The organism is Psychroserpens sp. Hel_I_66 (genome assembly GCF_000799465.1).
GTDB lineage: Bacteria > Bacteroidota > Bacteroidia > Flavobacteriales > Flavobacteriaceae > Psychroserpens.
On the sequence record NZ_JUGU01000001.1, the window covers coordinates 1,432,158 to 1,451,960 of the forward strand.

Annotated in this window: 19 protein-coding genes and 1 other RNA gene; 9 read left to right on the plus strand and 11 right to left on the minus strand. The window is 34.0% G+C overall.

Going from position 1 to position 19,803, the window contains the following annotated elements:
• The first annotated feature begins 39 nt into the window (after positions 1–39).
• Positions 40–252, plus strand: a complete 213-nt coding sequence (locus tag GQ40_RS06495; RefSeq protein WP_047546810.1) for a dodecin — start codon at positions 40–42, stop codon at positions 250–252.
• 77 nt (positions 253–329) lie between these two features.
• On the opposite strand, the gene GQ40_RS06500 is transcribed toward GQ40_RS06495, so the two are convergent.
• The 3 genes from GQ40_RS06500 to GQ40_RS06510 all read right to left on the minus strand — a co-directional run bounded on the left by GQ40_RS06500 (position 330) and on the right by GQ40_RS06510 (position 3,145).
• Positions 330–1,949 carry a S41 family peptidase gene (locus GQ40_RS06500; protein WP_047546812.1) on the minus strand — a complete coding sequence of 540 codons (1,620 nt, stop codon included), beginning with the start codon at positions 1,947–1,949 and terminating at the stop codon, positions 330–332.
• An 89-nt stretch (positions 1,950–2,038) separates the two neighbouring features.
• Positions 2,039–2,665 (minus strand): CPBP family intramembrane glutamic endopeptidase, encoded by a 627-nt coding sequence (locus GQ40_RS06505; RefSeq protein WP_047546814.1) that lies wholly within the window; start codon positions 2,663–2,665, stop codon positions 2,039–2,041.
• Between the two features lie 21 nt (positions 2,666–2,686).
• Complete coding sequence (locus GQ40_RS06510) at positions 2,687–3,145, minus strand: Lrp/AsnC family transcriptional regulator (RefSeq protein WP_047551600.1); 459 nt, start codon at positions 3,143–3,145, stop codon at positions 2,687–2,689.
• Between the two features lie 173 nt (positions 3,146–3,318).
• Between GQ40_RS06510 and GQ40_RS06515 the strand changes: the two genes are divergently transcribed.
• The gene (locus tag GQ40_RS06515) at positions 3,319–4,539 is read left to right on the plus strand and encodes an aminotransferase class I/II-fold pyridoxal phosphate-dependent enzyme (protein ID WP_047546816.1); all 1,221 of its coding nucleotides are present in this window, start codon (positions 3,319–3,321) and stop codon (positions 4,537–4,539) included.
• Positions 4,540–4,581: 42 nt separating this feature from the next.
• Here GQ40_RS06515 and GQ40_RS06520 read toward each other — a convergent pair whose 3' ends face one another.
• Positions 4,582–5,604 (minus strand): metal-dependent hydrolase, encoded by a 1,023-nt coding sequence (locus GQ40_RS06520; RefSeq protein WP_047546818.1) that lies wholly within the window; start codon positions 5,602–5,604, stop codon positions 4,582–4,584.
• 101 nt (positions 5,605–5,705) lie between these two features.
• Between GQ40_RS06520 and GQ40_RS06525 the strand changes: the two genes are divergently transcribed.
• The 4 genes from GQ40_RS06525 to GQ40_RS06540 all read left to right on the plus strand — a co-directional run bounded on the left by GQ40_RS06525 (position 5,706) and on the right by GQ40_RS06540 (position 8,855).
• Positions 5,706–7,373 carry a Na+/H+ antiporter NhaC family protein gene (locus GQ40_RS06525; protein ID WP_047546820.1) on the plus strand — a complete coding sequence of 556 codons (1,668 nt, stop codon included), beginning with the start codon at positions 5,706–5,708 and terminating at the stop codon, positions 7,371–7,373.
• Between the two features lie 208 nt (positions 7,374–7,581).
• Positions 7,582–8,226: a peroxiredoxin gene (locus GQ40_RS06530; RefSeq protein ID WP_047546822.1), complete on the plus strand. Its 645-nt coding sequence runs from the start codon at positions 7,582–7,584 to the stop codon at positions 8,224–8,226.
• A gap of 76 nt (positions 8,227–8,302) precedes the next feature.
• A complete protein-coding gene (locus GQ40_RS06535; protein ID WP_047546824.1) occupies positions 8,303–8,617 on the plus strand; it encodes a thioredoxin family protein in 315 nt (104 codons plus the stop codon).
• Positions 8,598–8,855: a DUF6952 family protein gene (locus GQ40_RS06540; RefSeq protein WP_047546826.1), complete on the plus strand. Its 258-nt coding sequence runs from the start codon at positions 8,598–8,600 to the stop codon at positions 8,853–8,855. The genes GQ40_RS06535 and GQ40_RS06540 overlap by 20 nt, the downstream gene beginning before the upstream one ends.
• 85 nt (positions 8,856–8,940) lie before the next feature.
• Here the strand turns inward: GQ40_RS06540 and GQ40_RS06545 are convergent, their stop codons facing one another.
• The 3 genes from GQ40_RS06545 to GQ40_RS06560 form a co-directional block, all read right to left on the minus strand.
• Positions 8,941–9,411, minus strand: coding sequence for an ankyrin repeat domain-containing protein (locus GQ40_RS06545; protein WP_047546828.1), 471 nt, complete (start codon positions 9,409–9,411; stop codon positions 8,941–8,943).
• Between the two features lie 72 nt (positions 9,412–9,483).
• On the minus strand, positions 9,484–11,712 hold the full coding sequence (gene katG, locus GQ40_RS06550) for a catalase/peroxidase HPI (RefSeq protein ID WP_047546829.1): 2,229 nt from the start codon (positions 11,710–11,712) through the stop codon (positions 9,484–9,486).
• A 440-nt stretch (positions 11,713–12,152) separates the two neighbouring features.
• The gene (locus GQ40_RS06560; protein ID WP_052184327.1) at positions 12,153–12,677 is read right to left on the minus strand and encodes a fasciclin domain-containing protein; all 525 of its coding nucleotides are present in this window, start codon (positions 12,675–12,677) and stop codon (positions 12,153–12,155) included.
• Between the two features lie 425 nt (positions 12,678–13,102).
• On the opposite strand from GQ40_RS06560, the gene GQ40_RS06565 reads away from it, so the two are divergent.
• Entirely contained in the window at positions 13,103–13,339 is a 237-nt protein-coding gene (locus GQ40_RS06565; RefSeq protein ID WP_047546836.1) for a putative signal transducing protein, read from the plus strand.
• Positions 13,340–13,376: 37 nt separating this feature from the next.
• Here GQ40_RS06565 and GQ40_RS06570 read toward each other — a convergent pair whose 3' ends face one another.
• The gene (locus tag GQ40_RS06570; protein ID WP_047546837.1) at positions 13,377–15,002 is read right to left on the minus strand and encodes an ABC-F family ATP-binding cassette domain-containing protein; all 1,626 of its coding nucleotides are present in this window, start codon (positions 15,000–15,002) and stop codon (positions 13,377–13,379) included.
• Positions 15,003–15,247: 245 nt separating this feature from the next.
• On the opposite strand from GQ40_RS06570, the gene GQ40_RS06575 reads away from it, so the two are divergent.
• Positions 15,248–16,666: a TlpA family protein disulfide reductase gene (locus tag GQ40_RS06575; protein WP_052184174.1), complete on the plus strand. Its 1,419-nt coding sequence runs from the start codon at positions 15,248–15,250 to the stop codon at positions 16,664–16,666.
• Between the two features lie 67 nt (positions 16,667–16,733).
• Here the strand turns inward: GQ40_RS06575 and fsa are convergent, their stop codons facing one another.
• The 3 genes from fsa to ffs form a co-directional block, all read right to left on the minus strand.
• Positions 16,734–17,387 (minus strand): fructose-6-phosphate aldolase, encoded by a 654-nt coding sequence (fsa, locus tag GQ40_RS06580; RefSeq protein ID WP_047546839.1) that lies wholly within the window; start codon positions 17,385–17,387, stop codon positions 16,734–16,736.
• 162 nt (positions 17,388–17,549) lie between these two features.
• Positions 17,550–18,353: an SDR family oxidoreductase gene (locus GQ40_RS06585; protein ID WP_047546841.1), complete on the minus strand. Its 804-nt coding sequence runs from the start codon at positions 18,351–18,353 to the stop codon at positions 17,550–17,552.
• A gap of 178 nt (positions 18,354–18,531) precedes the next feature.
• An RNA gene (gene ffs / locus GQ40_RS17420) (signal recognition particle sRNA small type) lies at positions 18,532–18,630 on the minus strand.
• A gap of 86 nt (positions 18,631–18,716) precedes the next feature.
• Between ffs and GQ40_RS06590 the strand changes: the two genes are divergently transcribed.
• The gene (locus GQ40_RS06590; RefSeq protein ID WP_047546842.1) at positions 18,717–19,748 is read left to right on the plus strand and encodes a glutaminyl-peptide cyclotransferase; all 1,032 of its coding nucleotides are present in this window, start codon (positions 18,717–18,719) and stop codon (positions 19,746–19,748) included.
• The last annotated feature ends 55 nt before the right edge of the window (positions 19,749–19,803 follow it).

Consider the following 19,803-nt stretch of genomic DNA (forward strand, 5'->3'; position numbering starts at 1 on the left):
AATTTTGTATCTTAATGCTGAACATTAAATTATAATATCATGAGTAATCACACGTATAAGAAAATTGAAATTGTGGGTTCTTCGGAAACCTCTAGCGATAATGCTGTTGAAAATGCATTGGCAAAGGCTGCTAAATCTGTTAAAAACATGAGATGGTTTGAAATCGTAGAATCTAGAGGTCTTATTGGCGATAACGGAAAAGTCTCATACTGGCAAGTGACCGTAAAAATAGGATTTACAATGGAAGACTAAAACGGATTAAAAAATTATTCCTGTCTTTATAAATAAATATATGGACAGGAATAATTAATTTCTTTAAAACTTAAAATTTACTTTTTAGATTCAATATCTTTCAAAACCCATTCTAATTCTGGGTCAACATTATTGAGTCGATCTTGATATGTTGGTATGATTTCAACATCTGGTTTTACACCATAACCATCTACATCTGTTTTATATTTAGAATCTATATGAGCCAATCCTATTCTGGCTCTCACCTTAGTATTGGGTAATTCGTAAATTTTAAATAGTCCAGCTACGGTACCATTATATGCGCCTCCAGTTTCTTCGCCAACAAAAGTAGCACGCTCAGTTCCTTTTAACTGGGTTGATAATACTGATGATGCTGAAAAAGAGTTTCCATTTATTAAAACATAAATCTTTCCTTTAAAATTTAGCGGTTTAGGCTCCTTTGGCTTTGCAGATTTAAACTTGCGATACAACTGACCATCTTTTTTGCTTACAGCAAGAATATCTGCAGTAGCCAGACCAGGTGACAATATGCCTACAAAAACCTTAAACAAAATAGAATTGGAGTTGCTCATCATACTCTTCAATATTGGAAACCTGCTATTTATTTCACTTTTATTGAGAAAGGTGTAGTTTTCATCTGTGAGATAGGAATAGAAATAATCGATTTCGTTTAAGCGACCTCCAAAATTATTTCTTAAATCTATTATTAACACTTCGGTATTTAATGAGTCCAAGGTTTTAAATGTATCATCATAGAATCCTTCATACTTTCCATTTTGGAATCCTTTTATTTTAATTAGTGCGATAGTACTATCCTTACCAACAAAGTTTAAGTTTCTAGTATAATTTTTAACCTCTGGCATATGTGGTGTTGGTACAAAACCATATTTACTGTTGTATTCTCTCAAAGCTTTTCTTTTTAATTTGGCTGCTTTTCGCTCAGCTTTTGTGAGCTTTGGCTTTGTTTCGTTGACAAGTTTTATAGAATCCAGTTTTATGGAATCTCTTTTAATTTCAAGACTATCTCGTAAAGGTCTTCTTTTGTACATTTTAACAGATGTAGAATCCGCATTTTTTAATGTGAATGAAATACTATCTAAAGTCCCTTTATCACTCGCATAATAATTCAAAAAACGATTGCCAACAACACGATCATGAAAAGTGGTATTATAACCGTCTGAGGCGATTAAACGCTTATACTTCGCAATTAAATCTTGAGAGCTTTCGTTTTCAATTTTTAAAATTTCAGCATTAATCAAAACCGAATCTTTACCTACAGCATCAGCAATAAACAGTTTATCGTCCAAATACTCGAACTCTAGATAATTAATGTCATAACGTGTTTTTAACCTTTCTTTACGTTCTGTTTTTGATAATTTTACACTAGGTGGAGAAATCGACATATGACCTTGACCAACAAATTTTGTGACTGTTGCCAATTGCTTATAAAACGTACGACTATCCATTGGCTCGGTCATAGCTTTTTTTAAACTATCAAACTTAAAATCCAAAACTTCTTTAGTCGTATACTGATATAATCTAGGATGATGACGTTGCAACTGCTTGTAGAGCTTATCAATATCATTATGCAGATCCTCAACAGGATGTAATTTTGTAATTTCCGAATTATGTTTCTCTACACTGGCACAAGAAGCCATTACTAAAATAACACTAAAAGCTAAAATTATTTTTTTCATCTAATCATAAATTTAATTAAGGGTCCTTACCCTACAGACGCAAATAAACATAAAATGGTTGCCTCAACAATTTTTTCTTCGGAAAATTTCTACGACGGAAAACCGAGCATGCTGCCCATTCCAACGGTAAATAACCAACAACCATAAATGGCGTGCTCTATGGTTACCAATAGTGTTGATTTTGTCCTTTTATATGTGATTGCAAAAAGTATTCCTCCAATAAAAGTAAGGAACATGACGAGCACATTTCCGAAGAATAAATGCGCCAAAGAAAAAAGTGTAGCATTTAAAACAATAAAAAGCGTATCATTTTTAAATAACGATTGATAACGTTGGAAAAAGAACGTTCTATAAATCAATTCTTGAGGATATACCGAAAAAACGCTGTAAACAAAAAGAATAAACAACCATAATAATGGTTTGTTCAACACAACGACATAAAGATTTGGCTTATCCAGAAACCACATGTAGAGCGTTGTAACTATTGCAATACCTATTAACTGGACGAATGTGTACTTAAAAAACATGCTCCAATTAAGATGTGGCGCAATTTTAAATTTGTTTTTTTCGACCCGCAACAACACGAACAAAACATACATAAAACCAAAGATCCCGATACCCATTTTTATCGCTAAGGGATATGTTATGGAGAAACTTAACGGAACTAAAATAAAAATTATAAAAAACTCTGTGAGCTTGTAAACGTTTGATTGCATGCTTAAAGATAACCATTAAAATTACACACTAATTGCAGTTGTATGTTTTACTTCGCTTATCATAAATGCGCTGTGTGTACTCCCTATATGACTTATTGTGGTTAATTTTTTAACCATAAATTCACGAAACTCATCCATATCTGCAACAATGACCTTGAGCAAATAATCATAATCACCACTTATATGGTAGCATTCAAGAACCTCATCTAACTTTTTCACCTCTTTTTCAAACTGAACAACATAATCCTGAGTATGCTGCAATAATTTAATACTACAAAACGTAACGAAAGATCTATCAACTTCCTTTTTATTGACCAATGCGACATATCCCGAAATCACTTGAGCACGCTCCAGTTTTTTTATACGTTCATAAACCGCAGTTACAGATAAGTTTAATTTACCCGAAAGCTCTTTATTGGTCTGTTTGCTATCATCTTGAATAAGTTTAAGTAATTTTTTATCAATAGCATCTAATTGAATCATAAATTTGAAATTTTTTCAGTTTGATATTTACTAATAGGGTTTGCAAAACAAAAATAACTAAATAATCACATTATTATAGTTTTATATTCTAATTATTCTAATATACATTGATATTTTATCTAATTATCATCATATTTGATATGAATTTTAATTTAATAAAAATTATAAAAATGGCATTTAAACCAGCAAATAACATACAGGATTTACAATACTTTGGAGAGTTTGGAGGCGTTAATCCTTCAATCTCAGATTCGTCAACCTATACCTTTATTTCAGCAAAAACAATGTTTGATACGTTTGAGGGAAATGCAGATGGTTGTTATTTATATTCTCGTCACTCCTCACCTTCCAACTTATATTTAGGCGAAGCACTTGCTGCCATGGAAGGGACCGAAACTGCAAACGTATCTGCTTCTGGCATGGGAGCTATTACACCTGTTTTAATGCAACTTTGTGGAGCTGGTGATCATATCGTTTCCAGTAGAACAATTTATGGAGGTACGTATGCTTTCTTAAAAAACTTTACACCTCGATTTAATATTGAAACCTCTTTTGTAGATATAACAAAATTAGATATCGTTGAGGCTGCCATTACTAAAAACACGAAGGTTTTATATTGTGAGTCGGTGAGCAATCCACTTTTGGAGGTTGCAGATATTAAAGGCCTTGCTGAGATTGCAAAACGTCACAACTTAAAGTTAGTGGTAGATAATACCTTTTCCCCATTATCAATCTCTCCTGCAAAATTAGGTGCAGATATAGTGATCCATAGTTTAACAAAATTCATAAATGGCTCAAGTGATACGGTTGGTGGTGTTGTTTGTGGCACTCAAGAATTTATCAATGATTTGAGAAATGTAAACGATGGAGCTTCTATGCTTTTAGGTTCTACGATGGACAGTTTACGATCTGCTTCCGTATTAAAGAACTTGAGAACATTGCACATTAGAATGCAACAACACAGTTTAAATGGCGCATATTTAGCTCAAAAGTTTGAGCAGGCGGGATTAAAAACCGTTTATCCAGGATTACCATCACATCCATCACATGAGTTGTTCAAATCTATGATGAATGAAAAATACGGATTTGGAGGTATGCTCACCATAGACGTTGGTAGCCTCGACAAAGCAAACGAACTCATGGAACTTATGCAAGAGAAAAACCTAGGCTACTTGGCAGTAAGTTTAGGATTTTATAAAACCTTATTCTCTGCTCCTGGAAGTTCTACGTCTTCGGAAATTCCTGAAGATGAGCAAAAGGCAATGGGCTTAAGTGATGGGCTAATTCGTTTTTCTATTGGACTGGATGCAGATATTGAACGTACTTTTGAAATGATGCGTGCATGTATGGAAGAACTAGAAATTTTAAAAGCTGAGGATGTTTTAGCATAAACACAAAAAACATAAAGCCTTTCAGATAATTCTGGAAGGCTTTTATTTTCCTTTAATTCGCTCCCAAATGACATTCAAAGTAAATTCAAGATCGTCTATTTCTGGAGCAAACGGTTTCATATTTAAGCGATCTTCAGTTTTGTACAATTTTAGATTAAAAACAGGCTTGTAACCTTCTCTGGTTTCAACCAATGGGTAACGTAAATCCTTGTAATCATACGCGTTATCATTTAATTGCTCCACATTATAATAACCGTCACTAAACCAAGCTAAAGATTTTAAATCTGCATAACCGTCTTCTTTTAAATCTCTTTTCTTCGGAAATGTCATCCACTCAGAAAATCTATCCGTTGTATCAAACAATGAGTAATACGCTACTTCGTAAGTGCTATCGGTTTCTGCAATTCCGTACCAAAGAATATTATTAAAAATAGAAGGTTGAGCGCTAAACCTTTGATAAACGATTCCTTTTTCAGCTAAAGAATTTTGAAACACACTATCTATGTAGAGCTTATTAAAAATGGTAAAAATCATATATACTGAACTTACTCCTACGCCAATCTTGATCCAAAACCTACGTTTATGATGCTCTCTACTATAGAACATCAAAACAATCATACTTAACAAAAAAGGTACAGTATACAGAGGATCTACAACAGCAATATTATTAAATGCAACGCGATAATTTGAAAAAGGAGCAAATAATTGTGTGCCATATGGCGTAAAACAGTCTAAAATAGGATGCGTAAATAATGACCAGAAAAATAACAGAATCCAATCTTTTTTTGTGGTTGTGCCTAAACGATTTCCGTTATTATACAATTTGTATACAAGCCATCCCAATAAAAATCCAGCCAAAATGGAAAATAAAATAGAGTGCATAAAGCCTCTGTGAAATAGCATAATATCAATTTCGTTTGAATAGAATAACCTTCCGAAGAACACATCCAAATCGGGAATCGTCCCTCCAATGGCTCCAAAAAATAAAGCCTTATTCCCTATTTTACGACCCAAAACAGCTTCTCCACAAGCAGCACCTAAAACAATTTGAGTTAATGAATCCATTTATTTTTTTAGAATTGAAATGTAAATGTACGCAACTATTATGATTTGCAGAATAGACAACATTATTGTAACATTACAAGTGAAAACCGACACAAAAACAGATGAGCGACGACAAAAATATTTCAGAAATTGAAGCTAAAAATGAAAATGTTATTGAAAATAAGGAACTTAATTTCTTTGAAGCACTAATTCCTGTTGTGATATTAATGGGCATGCTAGCCTACAATATCTTTTTTGTTGAAGACCAAGAATGGTTTGGAGGATATACAAATCAAATTATTTTATTACTTGGAGGCGCTGTTGCTGCTGTGGTTGGCTTTTTTAATAAAGTCTCAATATCGATTATGCTAAAAGAGGTTTGGGAAAACCTAAAAAGCGTTTTCGTACCAATTATGATTTTGTTTTTGGTTGGTGCACTTGCTGGCACTTGGTTGATTAGCGGTGTGATACCTGCAATGGTCTATTATGGATTAAAAGTATTGAGTCCTGAGATTTTTCTGCCAGCTTCTGTGATCATTGCTGCTGTTATTTCTATTGCAACGGGAAGCTCATGGACTACCTCTGCAACTGTTGGTATTGCGTTGGTTGGCATTGGCACAGCTCTGGGTATTAACCCAGGTATGATTGCTGGTGCTGTAATTTCGGGAGCTTATTTTGGTGATAAAATGTCACCTCTAAGTGATACCACAAACTTGGCGCCTGCAATGGCTGGAACCGATTTGTTTACGCACATTAAATATATGGCATTGACGACTGTGCCTACGATAGTAATTACTTTGATTATCTTCGGAATAATTAGTGCTTCAATCGATACTTCTGGAAATGCAGATATTTCTCAAATTCTTGAAACCATAGATGCTACATTTCATATTACACCTTGGTTGTTTTTAGTTCCTATCGCTGTAGTTGCCTTAATTTTGATGAAAACAAAACCACTTATTGCGTTGGGCACAGGTGTTATTTTAGCTATTGTTTTCGCGCTTGTTTTTCAGCCAGATGTTATAGAAAATGTAACGGGATCTAAATCTAAAACTATTGTAAACTCAGTTTTTACAGATACTAATATTCCTATTGATGATTCCGCATATATAGCAAAACTCAATGACCAAGATATTGAGGCTATCAACAACAATGAAAATTTAGAAGCACTTTTAAGTGATGGTGGTATTGAGAAAAACTTCTCCCAAACAGAATTGGAACAAGTTTTTGAAGATGCTAATTATGATCAAAGCACATTAGCTTTAAAAACCGATAGCTTGAGCAGATTATTAACTATTGATAAACTTAAACAGCTTTTTGGTGCTGGTGGAATGGAAGGAATGCTCTGGACCATTTACCTCATAATTTGCGCCATGGTTTTTGGAGGTATTATGGATGGTATTGGCGCCTTATCTAGAATAACAAAAGCACTACTTACCGTGGCAACATCTGTATTTGGTTTATTTGCAAGTACAGTAGCAAGTTGTTTGGGATTAAACATTATTGCATCAGACCAGTACCTGGCTTTGGTAATCCCGGGAAAAATGTTCAAACAAGCTTATCACGATAGAGGGCTTGCGCCAGAAAACTTATCTAGAACTCTTGAGGATTCTGGTACAGTAACCTCTGTTTTAATCCCTTGGAACACCTGTGGCGCTTATCAATCTGGTGTTTTAGGTGTGGGTGTGGGTGAGTATTTCATGTACGCTATATTTAATTGGTTAAGTCCTTTTACAACTTTAATCTTCGCAGCATTTTCTATAAAGATTAGGCAACTCAAGAATAAATGAAATTGATTTTTCATTAAAAAGTAGTTGTATTTATTCAGTTGATAATTTACACATCCTTTCTTTATCAAATCAGCACAAAATGATGTGTATTTTTGAAGCCATATTTTCATACTATAATTTTATAGTTTCTTATAATCAAATTCTATTTCATTAAGCTATTGCATGCTTTAATTTTGTTCTAAATAATAACTTTAATTAAAACATAAATATGGCTTTAGTAGGAAGACAATTTCCAAATTTAAATGTAAACGCTATGAACGAAATGGGTGATACTTTCAAACTCAACGTTCTTGAAGAAGCAAAAAACAACAATAAAAAAGTAGTGCTATTTTGGTACCCAAAAGATTTTACTTTTGTATGCCCAACGGAATTACACGCATTTCAAGCTGCACAAGCAGAATTTGAAAAAAGAAATACCATTGTAATTGGTGCATCTTGTGATACTGCAGAGGTTCACTTTGCGTGGTTAAGCACAGCAAAAGATAATGGTGGAATTGAAGGTGTAACTTATCCTTTATTAGCAGATTCAAACAGAAACCTTGCCTCTGCATTAGGTATTTTAGATACAACAGATGTTGAATACAACGACGAAACAGGATTATACACTGTTGAAGGTGACAATGTAACATACAGAGCAACATACATCATTGACGAAGAAGGAACGATCCAACATGAGAGCGTAAACAATATGCCTTTAGGTAGAAATGTAAATGAATATTTGAGAATCATTGACGCCTTAACCCACGTCCAGGAAAAAGGAGAAGTTTGTCCTGCAAACTGGGAAGAAGGAAAAGACGCAATGCAAGCAAACGCAAAAGGCACTGCTGAATATTTAAAAGCGCACTTGAACTAAAAATCACCAAAACAAAATCCCAAATTCCAAAATGTAATTATTTTTTACTTCGGAATTTGGGATTCAAAATTTTATTATGATAAAAGAATTAGAACAAGATAACTTAGCTGAAATAGTATCGCAAAATGACACCGTAATTGTACAGTATTCTGCCACTTGGTGTGGAAACTGCAGAATCATGAAACCAAAGTTTAAAAAGTTATCTTCGGAAAATGAGAACATCACCTTTATTATGGCTGATGCCGAGAAATTTCCGGAATCAAGAAAACTAGCTACAGTTGATAATCTACCAACTTTCGCAACATTTCAAAAAGGAGCTTTCATAAACCAAACGCAAACGAACAAGTTTGACGTATTAAAAGATTTAGTAAATGAAGTTACCAGTAATTAAGCATCTATCTCAATTTATTGAAGATAACGACGAGGACTTTATTGTCGAAACAATAGAGACTTTAGAAAACCTTACAGAAGTTTCTTCTTTAAAAGATGAAGAATTGGATGTTATTGGAGAACTGATTTCAAATATGTATGGTGCTCTTGAAGTTCAAAAAATGATTAAATCTGGAACACCTAAAAAGGAAGCATTAAATGCTTTTATGAAACGTGTGATGGGTTCAATAGATAATTAGATCTCTTAGATTTTTTAGATTTAAAAAATACGGTTATTTTCCTTGTGGGAGTAACCGTATTTTTGTGTTCTATCTTTAGCTCAGTCTATTGTAAAAGCGCTACAAGATCTTGATAGCCTTTTTCCGAAGCATAATTAATTGCTTTTCTACCTTCTTTATCCTGTATTGTTTTATCTGCTTTGTGATCTAGTAACAGCGCTACTGTATTTTGCTGGTTATATGTGGTTGCAAAAATCAATGGTGTGGTGCCCAAATTGTTTTGTGCGTTGATATTTGCACCCTTCTCAATCAATAATTTTGCTAATTTTTCATTTCCTTTAAAGCTCACTCCTATTAATGCTGTATTTCCCGTATGGTCTTTTGCATCAATGTCCGCATTATGTTCTATTAAGATTTTGGTTGCTACCTCATTGTCAAAATAAGTAGCAAATATTAAAGGTGTAAACCCTCTGGAATCTCTAACATTCGCTAAATCAGGTTGTTCTTTTAGAAGCGACTTGAGTTGCTCGTTATCCTTGATTCTTATAGCTTCAAAAAGGAGTTCAATGTTTTTCATAAGATTTTATATTAAACTAAAAAAGGAATGAGCACCAAAACCCACTCCTCTTTTAAAATTGATAACTGCGTTTTATTTTAGATCAAAACGATCTAAATGCATTACTTTGCTCCATGCTTTCACGAAATCTTTTACAAATTTTTGCTCTCCGTCGTCTGCTCCGTAAACTTCTGCAATAGCTCTTAATTCTGTATTAGAACCAAAGATTAAATCTGCACGAGTTCCTGTAAACTTAACCTCTCCTGTTTTACGGTCACGTCCTTCAAAAAAACGATCATCTTCTGAAGTTGCACTCCATGTATATGTAAAATCTAGAATATTCACGAAAAAATCATTGGTTAAGTGACCAACACGATCTGTAAAAACACCGTGGTTTGAGCCATCATAATTTGCTCCAATAACCCTTAAACCTCCTACTAAGGCAGTCATTTCTGGTGAAGAAAGAGTCATTAAATTAGCTCTGTCTATCATTAAATCTTCCGCAGCTACGTTTAAATCTTTTCTTATATAGTTTCTAAAACCGTCTGCCAATGGCTCTAAATATCCAAACGACTCCAAGTCTGTTTGTTCTTGTGACGCGTCACCTCTTCCGCAGGAAAAAGGAATAGTTACGCTGTGACCAGCATTACTTGCAGCTTCCTCAACACCTGCATTACCTCCAATTACAATCAAGTCTGCAATGGATACTGTACCACTGTAATCGTTTTGGATAGCTTCATATACAGAAATTACTTTTTGTAACTCACTCGGGTTATTGACTTCCCAATGTCTCTGAGGCTTTAAGCGTAAACGTCCTCCGTTTGCACCACCACGCTTATCTGAATCTCTATAAGTTGAAGCAGAAGCCCAAGCGGTAGTTACCATTTGAGAAATAGTTAACTCTGATGCTAAAATCATTTTCTTTAAGTTAGAAACATCATTTTCGCTTAATTTATAGTTTACCTTCGGAATTGGATCTTGCCATAATAATTCTTCCTTCGGAACTTCAGGTCCCAAATAGCGATCTATCGGTCCCATATCACGATGTGTTAGCTTATACCAAGCTCTGGCGAAAGCGTCTTCTAATGCTTTGTGATCTTTATGGAAACGTTTAGAAATTTCCAAATATGTTGGATCCATTTTTAGTGCCATATCTGCTGTAGACATCATTAATGCCTGTTTTCCATTAGCATCTCCTGCCTTTGGTGCCATTCTTGCATTTGATGCTGCTGTTGGTGTCCATTGATGAGCTCCAGCAGGACTTTTTGTGAGTTCCCAATCGTAATTTAAGAGTACATCAAAATATTCATCATCCCAGCGTGTAGGGTTTGGTGTCCATGGACCTTCTAAACCACTAGTAATTGCATCATCCAGAACTCCAGATTTAAAACTATTTTTCCAACCTGTACTCATTTCTTCGATAGATGCTCCATGAGGCTCGAAACCTACATGATCATCTGGGTTTGCTGCACCATGCGTTTTTCCGAAGGTATGACCACCTGCAATAAGTGCAACGGTTTCTTCATCATTCATAGCCATACGACCAAATGTAATCTTAATATCATGCGCAGATTTTAATGGATCTGGATCTCCATTTGGTCCTTCAGGATTCACATAGATTAATCCCATATGAGCAGCTCCTAAATGTCCTTCTAAATCACCATCACTTGTATCATAACGCTCATCATTATCTAACCAACCTGTTTCACTTCCCCAATAAATATCTTGTTCTGGTTCGTAAATATCTTCTCGTCCTCCTGCAAAACCAAATGTTTTAAATCCCATAGACTCCAATGCACAATTTCCTGCAAGAACCATTAAATCTGCCCAAGACAAATTTTTACCATATTTCTTTTTCACAGGCCATAATAATAGCCTTGCTTTATCTAAATTTCCATTGTCTGGCCAACTATTTAAAGGCGCAAAACGCTGTGTACCAGAACTTGCCCCTCCTCTACCATCACCAACTCGATACGTACCTGCACTGTGCCAAGCCATTCTAATCATAAATGGACCATAATGACCATAATCTGCAGGCCACCAGTCTTGAGAATCTGTCATTAGATCAATAACGTCTTGTTTTAACTCTGCATAATTGATACTGTTGAAAGCTTCTGCATAATTAAAATCCTCATCCATAGGATTAGATGGTGTCCCATTTTGGCGTAGGATATTTAATTTTAACTCGTTTGGCCACCAGTCTCGGTTTTTAGTTCCATTTCCAGCGGTTCTTTTTTGTGTACCGCTTAAGAAAGGACATTGCCCAGCATCTGACTCATTGATATCCCAAACGTTTGAGTTTGAATTTCCGTTATTTTTCATATTATAATAAGATTTTGTTTAAATAATTATCAATTCTTTAAAGTTAAAAAATTTACAACTGAAATTACAATAGAAATAGATTATAATATTTTATATAATGATTGACAAAACTTATATTGAGTAGTGGATGAATGCTTAGCGGAAAAATCAAAGCTCAATAAAACTGAAAAAGTCATATCCTAAAAAGGATATGACTTTTAACAACCTAACTAAATCAATCAAAAAATTACCTGTGTAGATAACATTTAATTTGTTTAACAAAAATAACACATAGTTAAACAAAATAAAAATTATTAAAGAAATTTTAACTATTGAGAGTTTATCAAGATTGCTGAAAACGAAATTATTAAGATTATAAATAAATAAACCTGCCAATGAAATTGACAGGTTTTTTAAGTTTCAAATAATAAAATTATCTTATTATCTAATATAATACATTATTAAGATTTTGGTAAAACCACTGCATCTACAACATGTATAACTCCGTTAGATTGATTTACATCTGCTATTGTTACTTGTGAAGAATTACCGTTTTCATCAGAAATATAAATCTTACCGTCCTTTTCCCATGCGATTAATGTACCACCAGATACAGTTGTAAGTTTTGCTTTACCATCATTCTTTTTGATAAGCATTGCTAAGTCCTTAGCACTTACTTTACCTGATACCACGTGATACGTTAAAACGTTCTTCAATTGATCTTTGTTTTCTTCCATTAAGAGCGTTCTAACAGTACCTTTAGGTAATGCTTCAAAAGCTTCATTAGTTGGAGCAAATACCGTGAATGGTCCTTCGCTAGACAACGTTTCTACTAATCCTGCTGCTTTAACTGCTGCTACCAAAGTAGTATGATCTTTAGAATTTACAGCATTTTCTATAATATTACGAGTTGGAAACATTTTTGCATCGCCTACTATAACGTAATCTCCACTTGGCTTCATTGTGTTATCTACTTTCATGGACATCTTTTCTTTTTTGTCCATTTTTTTAGCCATTTCCTTTTTCTCTTTTTTAGTTTTAGTTTCTTGTGCCATTGCATTTTGACCTGCAATCATAAAACCTGCTACTAAAGCAATACTCAATAATTTTGATAATCTGTTTGATGTTTTCATGTTCTTTTATTTAAGTGTATAATTAATTGTTGTTATGCTTTAGATACGCTGTTTAGAGTTATATGGTTTTTTAAGATGACCCGTTTAACAGACAATTAACTCAACATTAAGATTAAGGCTTGTTTATAGTAAAAAAACAAATAGATCGTTTACAGTATTTAAATCAACACTAATGTAGCCTAATTCATTAGTAAATTTTATACTGAAAAATATGAAACATTTATTGTAACTTATAAATTGAATTAACAACCTATACTTAATTACTAAATAAAAGAATTATGTCAGATACTTCATATACAAAGATTTTTTCAGGAAGTTTTATAATTGTGCAATTGGCAATGGATCGCTTAAACAGCGCTGGAATTAATGCCATTATAAAAGATGAGTCTGAATCTGGAAGACTTGCAGGTTTTGGTGCTTCGATACAAGGCTATCAAGAGCTTTATGTAAGCAATGATGAACTTGAGGAAGCACAAAAAGTTATCTCCAGTGTTAAAGAGGAGCTTGAATCTTAAGTTTTAAAATTTCCGAAGAGAAAAAAATTGATAAAATCTAGGCTGTGACTGCATACATTTTGTCTCTCATCTCTTTAATCTTTTTATCACTCATGTATTCATCAAAAGTCATGTAACGATCAATAACTCCGCCCGGAGTTAATTCTATAACTCTATTTGCAACGGTTTGTGCAAACTCGTGATCATGGGTCGTGAATAAAACGGTGCCTTTAAAGTTTTTAAGTGAGTTGTTAAATGCTGTAATACTTTCTAGATCTAAATGGTTTGTTGGTTCGTCCAGCATTAAAACGTTTGCTCTTACCATCATCATGCGACTTAGCATGCAACGTACTTTTTCTCCTCCGGAAAGTACATTGGAGGTTTTTAAAGCTTCCTCTCCACTAAAGATCATTTTGCCCAAAAAGCCACGAATGTAAACTTCTTCGCGCTCTTCCTCTGTAGTTGCCCATTGGCGCAACCAATCTACAAGTGTTAAGTTATTATCAAAATATTCGCTATTGTCTAAAGGTAAATAGGATTGTGTTGTTGTCACTCCCCAAGAATACTTACCAGAGTCTGCTTTTTCTTTTCCGTTTATAATTTGGTAAAATGCAGTCGTTGCTCGAGAGTCTTTAGAGAACATGACTACTTTTTCCCCTTTGTTAAGGTTGATATCTATATTACTGAACAAAACATCTCCTTCTAAGGAAGCAGATAACCCTTCTATATTCAATATTTGATCACCAGCTTCGCGCTCACGCTCGAAAATAATTGCTGGATAGCGACGACTTGAGCGTCTAATATCTGCAATATTTAATTTTTCAATCATTTTCTTTCTACTTGTAGCTTGTTTTGATTTTGCAACGTTAGCAGAAAAACGACGAATAAACTCTTCTAGTTCTTTTTTCTTTTCTTCAGCTTTTTTGTTTTGCTGGGCATGCTGTCTTGCTGCCAATTGTGATGATTCGTACCAAAAAGTATAGTTACCAGAGAAGTGATTGATCTTACCAAAGTCAATATCTGATATATGTGTACAAACTGAATCTAAAAAGTGCCTATCGTGAGATACTACGATTACACAGTTATCATAATTTGCCAAAAAGTTTTCTAACCAGGAGATGGTTTCATAATCAAGATCATTTGTTGGCTCATCCATTATCAATAAATCTGGATTACCAAATAAAGCCTGAGCCAAAAGGACTCTTACCTTTTGTTTACCGTCCAGATCTTTCATTAACGTATAATGGTACTCTTCTTTGATGCCCAAATTTGAGAGCATTGCAGCAGCATCACTATCTGCATTCCAACCGTTCATTTCTTCAAACTGCACTTGAAGTTCTCCAATTTTCTCTGCATTCTCATCACTATAATCTGCGTAGAGTGCATCAATTTCGGTCTTTAACTTAAATAAAGGTTTATTACCCATTATGATGGTTTCCAAAACAGTGTGCTCATCATAAAGGTTGTGATTTTGTTCTAAAACAGACATTCGCTTTCCTGTCTCAAGATGTACATGTCCAGATGTTGGATCTTGCTTTCCTGCGATAATCTTTAAAAAGGTAGATTTGCCTGCTCCATTTGCTCCAATTATCCCGTAGCAATTCCCGTTATTGAACGTTGTGTTTACTTCGTCAAAAAGAACTCTTTTTCCAAATTGTACCGAAAGATTTGATACTGTTAACATACTGTTTTTATTTAAGTTACAAGTTTTTGAGTTTTAGTATTTCCGAAGAAAATATAATGCTCAAAGTTTCAGGTTGCAAAAGTAGAGAATTCTAACGATTGTATGAAAATAAATAGGGTAATTTTTTAATGTGCATTATGGTCGTAGTGTTAGTAAAATCAATATTTAACAACGTATTAACAAGACTTACAACACGCAACCTTTATTTTTGTTACAATTAAAATGTCCTACGACTCTAACAATCTATGAAACTACTTATAGTTAGCATATTATCAAGTTTTCTTTTTATTGGGTGCGACACTAATTCTGAAGTTAGTGATGTAGCCTATTTTGGTGGTGAAATCATCAACCCCAACAATAATTATGTGACACTCTTTAGTAATGAGAAAGATCGTGACACTATAATGCTTGATGCCAACAATAGATTTATTCATAAAATAGAGAATCTTAAGGCTGGGCTTTATTCCTTTACACATGGAGGTGAATTTCAAACGCTTTTAATTGAGCCAAAAGATAGTATTATGTTGAGGCTCAATACCAATGATTTTGATGAATCCTTGGTTTATACTGGTGACGGATCAAAGAAAAATAATTATCTCATTAAAGCCTTTTTAAATAATGAAATTGAGAACAAAAAATTCAATAAACTTCAACATTTAGAGCCAGAGGAATTTGAAAAACACATTCGTACGGTCCAACAACAGAGACAAGAAAATCTAGAGCGCTTTATTGAAACCCAGCAAACCTCAAGCCTATTTAAAAAAATTGCTGAGGCTGGGATAGATTATAGCTACTATACCATTAAGGAAAAATATCCTTTTGGTTACTTCGGAAATAATAAACTCATACATTTTAAGGATTTACCGGAAGATTTCTATGATTACAGAGAAGAGGTTGATTTTAACGACATTGAGTTAAGTCGTGTGTATTCCTATAATAAATTTATGGATTGGTATTTTCATAATACTGCTTTAAATACTTATTATCGTGACGGGAACCATCACAAATTTAACAGACAAGCCCTAGATTACAACCTTGAAAAACTAAGGTTAATTGATAGTGTTATCGAAAATGAAGTTATCAAGAACTATGTGCTTAAGCACGCTACCCGTGTTTTTGTATATAACAGTTCTAATCAAGCACAGTCTAAAAGTATGTTAGATTCCTTTATGGAAAAAAGCACAGACGATGATGATAAGGATTATATTGACAATTTAGTGAATTCTACCACAAGCTTATATCCAGGCAACAAACTTCCTAACATAGAGATTGTAAATTTTAACAATGAAGTTTTAAATCTTCATGAGGTTATCAATGCTCCAACCGTTATTTACTGTTGGTCCTCAAATTTCAAATATAGCTATCGTAACAATCACTTTATGATGAAAAGTCTAAAATCGAGATATCCTGACATGAACTTTATTGCCATAAATATAAATGACATGGATACACGCTCTTGGAAACAGACTTTAAGTTTACTAAAGTATCCTACAGAGAACGAGTACATGTTTAAAAACCCAAATGAGGCCATTAAAAAATTCGCTATAGCTTATGCTCAAAAAGTGCTCATTGTAGATGAAAATGGTATAATCATAGAACCAAATACCGATTTGTTTAGTACAGAGATTGATACTATTATAGAGCATACATTAGTATCAAAATAAGCTAAAAACAAAAAACTCTTGAATTGCTACTCAAGAGTTTTTTTTTATGTCTATTTTGAAACCTTATTTAATTTCCTTTCTTATAATCTGCTAGAAATTTTTCGAGTCCAATGTCAGTCAAAGGGTGTTTTAACAAACCAGTGATAGAGCTTAATGGCCCAGTCATCACATCTGCTCCAAGTTTTGCACAATCAATAACATGCATAGTATGACGTACAGATGCTGCTAAAATTTGAGTTTCGAAACCGTAGTTATCGTAAATCATTCTAATTTCTGCAATTAAATTTAAACCATCTGTAGAAATATCATCCAAACGACCAATAAAAGGAGATACGTAAGTTGCTCCTGCCTTTGCAGCAAGTAATGCCTGACCTGGCGAGAACACCAAGGTCACATTTGTTTTAATCCCTTTGTCGCTAAAGTATTTACAAGCTTTTATACCATCTTTAATCATTGGGAGCTTTACAACAATTTGATTATGCAAGTCTGCTAGCGCCTCACCTTCTCTCACCATCCCTTCGTAATCTGTAGCAATCACTTCCGCAGAAACGTCGCCTTCAACAATATTACAAATGTTCACGTAATGTTTCATAATATTATCGTGACCGGTAATACCCTCTTTAGCCATTAATGATGGGTTTGTTGTCACACCATCTAAAATACCAAGATCTTGAGCTTCTTTAATTTGGTCAAGATTAGCTGTATCAATAAAAAATTTCATAGAAAATTTGTTTTTATTCTCTTTTTATTAGTGAAAGTACTTTCAGAAAAAAGAAAACGTATAGTTGATTTATATTTTACAATTACGAATTTACAATTTTCAAACACGATTAGAACAACATGTTATTAAATGATATTAACACCTAAAAATCTTAGGCGGTTTTTAAAGCTTATAGTGATTTAAAAGCATTTTCTCATAAACATTATCTGGTAATACTCTTTTTAAAATGATAGAGAATTTTTGCATAAACGCACCCACTTTATAATGTATTTTAGGATTTGGAGTATTTATAATGTTAAAAATCTCTTTCGCTACCATTTGAGGGTCTCCACCACTATCTACGTCTTCATCAATTGCTTTTAAAACTTGACCATACTTCTTTTCATAAGGAGAACCTTTTGTTACAGGAGCATGATAACGACCAGCAGCAATGTTGGTTGCAAAATCACCTGGAGCAACATTAGTCATGTGAATATTAAAATCCTTTATTTCCATTCTAAAAGCTTCAGTAATCAACTCCAATGCACCTTTACTCGCACTGTAAATACCGCGATATGGCAATCCCATATATCCAGCAATAGAAGTTATATTTATGATTAGACCAGAGTTTTGTTTACGCATTTGAGGCAATACTGCCTTGATGACATTGATTGGCCCAAAGAGATTCGTTTCAAAATTCCGTTTGATTTCATCATTAGGGATTTCTTCAATAGGTCCCGTAATTCCTGCGCCAGCATTATTGATGACAATGTCAATACTACCAGCTTCAGTTGCGACGGTCTCGATAGCTTTTTCTACGGAAAGCACATCTGCCACATCCAATGCCACCAGTTGTATTTTAGAATCTGGATACCGTTCAGGTGACCTGCTTGTGCCATAAACCGTAAATCCTTTTTGAGATAAAAACTCTCCAATAGATTTTCCAATTCCCGAAGATCCTCCTGTAATTAAAACAACTTTAGACATTTAAAATGGTTTTTTTAGCGATTTGCTATTAGCATTTTGAGATTCTAACTCACGTAAAATTACTAATGAATTTTACAAGTTTGGTTAAAATCAAAAAAGATTTGCTAGTTCTATCTAACAAATCTCTCTTTTTTATCGTTATCAGTCTCATAAAAAAGACGTCAAAATGTTTCATCAAAAAAGGCAAGCTACCTACATCACACCGCTACGACCGCGTACCTTTGCTTCGTTCCCGACCTGGAGGATTAAGCAGGAGCTGGTTGTGTAGGACTTGCCGATGCAAAGATACAATCTTTTAATTCTTTTGCAACCATTTTTTAAACTGAATTTTATTAAATAACTTGCACTAAAATCTCAACAAAAATGCAATCAATTAAAGTTTTCATAATCACTATTTTAAGTACAATTATTATTTCCTGCGGAAATTCTAATACTCAAAAATCCAATCTTTCCATTACCACAAATGCTAAAAACAACGTGGTATCGCTTGGAGAAACCGTAAAGCTTTCTATCAAAAACCCAAATGGAGTAGAAATCTCATCAGTAGATTATAAATTAAATGGAGAGCCAGTTGATGCTTCCTTTATGTTAGATGACCAACTTTTGGGTACGCAAACTGTAAATGCGACGGTTAAGGTTGGCGATTCTTCCGAAGAAATCTCAACTACACTCACCATCTTAAACAATCAATCACCTAAAGTGTTTGGTTATAAAATTATAAACGAGTACCCTCATGATATCACTTCTTACACTCAAGGATTGGAATTTCATAACGGAGAATTGTACGAAAGTACGGGTCAATACGGTGAGTCTAAGTTGAGAAAAGTAGATTATAAAACGGGTGAGGTACTAAAAAATACCGATTTACCAGACCAATATTTTGGAGAGGGATTAACAATTTTAGATAATAAGATCTACCAATTAACATGGCAAGAAAATATTGGCTTTGTGTATGATGTGGAAACTTTTGAAAAGAAAAGCAGTTTTACCTACGGAAAAAGTAAAGAAGGTTGGGGCATTTGCAATGACGGAGAACATATCTACAAATCTGATGGTACAGAACAAATCTGGCTTCTTGATCCCGAAACGTTGACCGAAGACTCAAAAATTCAAGTTTATACCAACAAAGGAAAAATTGTTGGAATTAATGAATTGGAATACGTTAACGGAAAGATTTACGCCAATCGCTATCAAAAAAACGGTGTGGCGATCATCAATCCCGAAAACGGTGCTATAGAAGGTGTGATCGATTTTTCACCTTTGCACAAATTAGTAACGCAACATGCTGGATTGGACGTTTTAAACGGTATCGCTTACAACCCTCAATCAAAAACGCTTTTCATCACTGGCAAACGTTGGGACAAATTATTTGAGGTTGAAGTTTTTGAGAAGTAACATAAAAATCACTTCACTCACTCAAAAGTAGTGTTCGCTCATTCCTGCTTTTAAA

Bases quoted from the DNA above. Each gene is read 5' to 3' on its own strand.
- GQ40_RS06545 (WP_047546828.1), bottom strand. From the start codon at position 9,411: ATGAAAAACATTGAACTCCTTTTTGAAGCTATAAGAATCAAGGATAAC.
- GQ40_RS06515 (WP_047546816.1), top strand. From the start codon at position 3,319: ATGGCATTTAAACCAGCAAATAACATACAGGATTTACAATACTTTGGA.
- GQ40_RS06585 (WP_047546841.1), bottom strand. From the start codon at position 18,353: ATGTCTAAAGTTGTTTTAATTACAGGAGGATCTTCGGGAATTGGAAAA.
- GQ40_RS06530 (WP_047546822.1), top strand. From the start codon at position 7,582: ATGGCTTTAGTAGGAAGACAATTTCCAAATTTAAATGTAAACGCTATG.
- GQ40_RS06520 (WP_047546818.1), bottom strand. From the start codon at position 5,604: ATGGATTCATTAACTCAAATTGTTTTAGGTGCTGCTTGTGGAGAAGCT.
- GQ40_RS06535 (WP_047546824.1), top strand. From the start codon at position 8,303: ATGATAAAAGAATTAGAACAAGATAACTTAGCTGAAATAGTATCGCAA.
- GQ40_RS06525 (WP_047546820.1), top strand. From the start codon at position 5,706: ATGAGCGACGACAAAAATATTTCAGAAATTGAAGCTAAAAATGAAAAT.
- GQ40_RS06505 (WP_047546814.1), bottom strand. From the start codon at position 2,665: ATGCAATCAAACGTTTACAAGCTCACAGAGTTTTTTATAATTTTTATT.
- fsa (WP_047546839.1), bottom strand. From the start codon at position 17,387: ATGAAATTTTTTATTGATACAGCTAATCTTGACCAAATTAAAGAAGCT.
- GQ40_RS06500 (WP_047546812.1), bottom strand. From the start codon at position 1,949: ATGAAAAAAATAATTTTAGCTTTTAGTGTTATTTTAGTAATGGCTTCT.
- GQ40_RS06575 (WP_052184174.1), top strand. From the start codon at position 15,248: ATGAAACTACTTATAGTTAGCATATTATCAAGTTTTCTTTTTATTGGG.
- GQ40_RS06565 (WP_047546836.1), top strand. From the start codon at position 13,103: ATGTCAGATACTTCATATACAAAGATTTTTTCAGGAAGTTTTATAATT.
- GQ40_RS06590 (WP_047546842.1), top strand. From the start codon at position 18,717: ATGCAATCAATTAAAGTTTTCATAATCACTATTTTAAGTACAATTATT.
- katG (WP_047546829.1), bottom strand. From the start codon at position 11,712: ATGAAAAATAACGGAAATTCAAACTCAAACGTTTGGGATATCAATGAG.
- GQ40_RS06495 (WP_047546810.1), top strand. From the start codon at position 40: ATGAGTAATCACACGTATAAGAAAATTGAAATTGTGGGTTCTTCGGAA.
- GQ40_RS06560 (WP_052184327.1), bottom strand. From the start codon at position 12,677: ATGTCCATGAAAGTAGATAACACAATGAAGCCAAGTGGAGATTACGTT.
- GQ40_RS06540 (WP_047546826.1), top strand. From the start codon at position 8,598: ATGAAGTTACCAGTAATTAAGCATCTATCTCAATTTATTGAAGATAAC.
- GQ40_RS06570 (WP_047546837.1), bottom strand. From the start codon at position 15,002: ATGTTAACAGTATCAAATCTTTCGGTACAATTTGGAAAAAGAGTTCTT.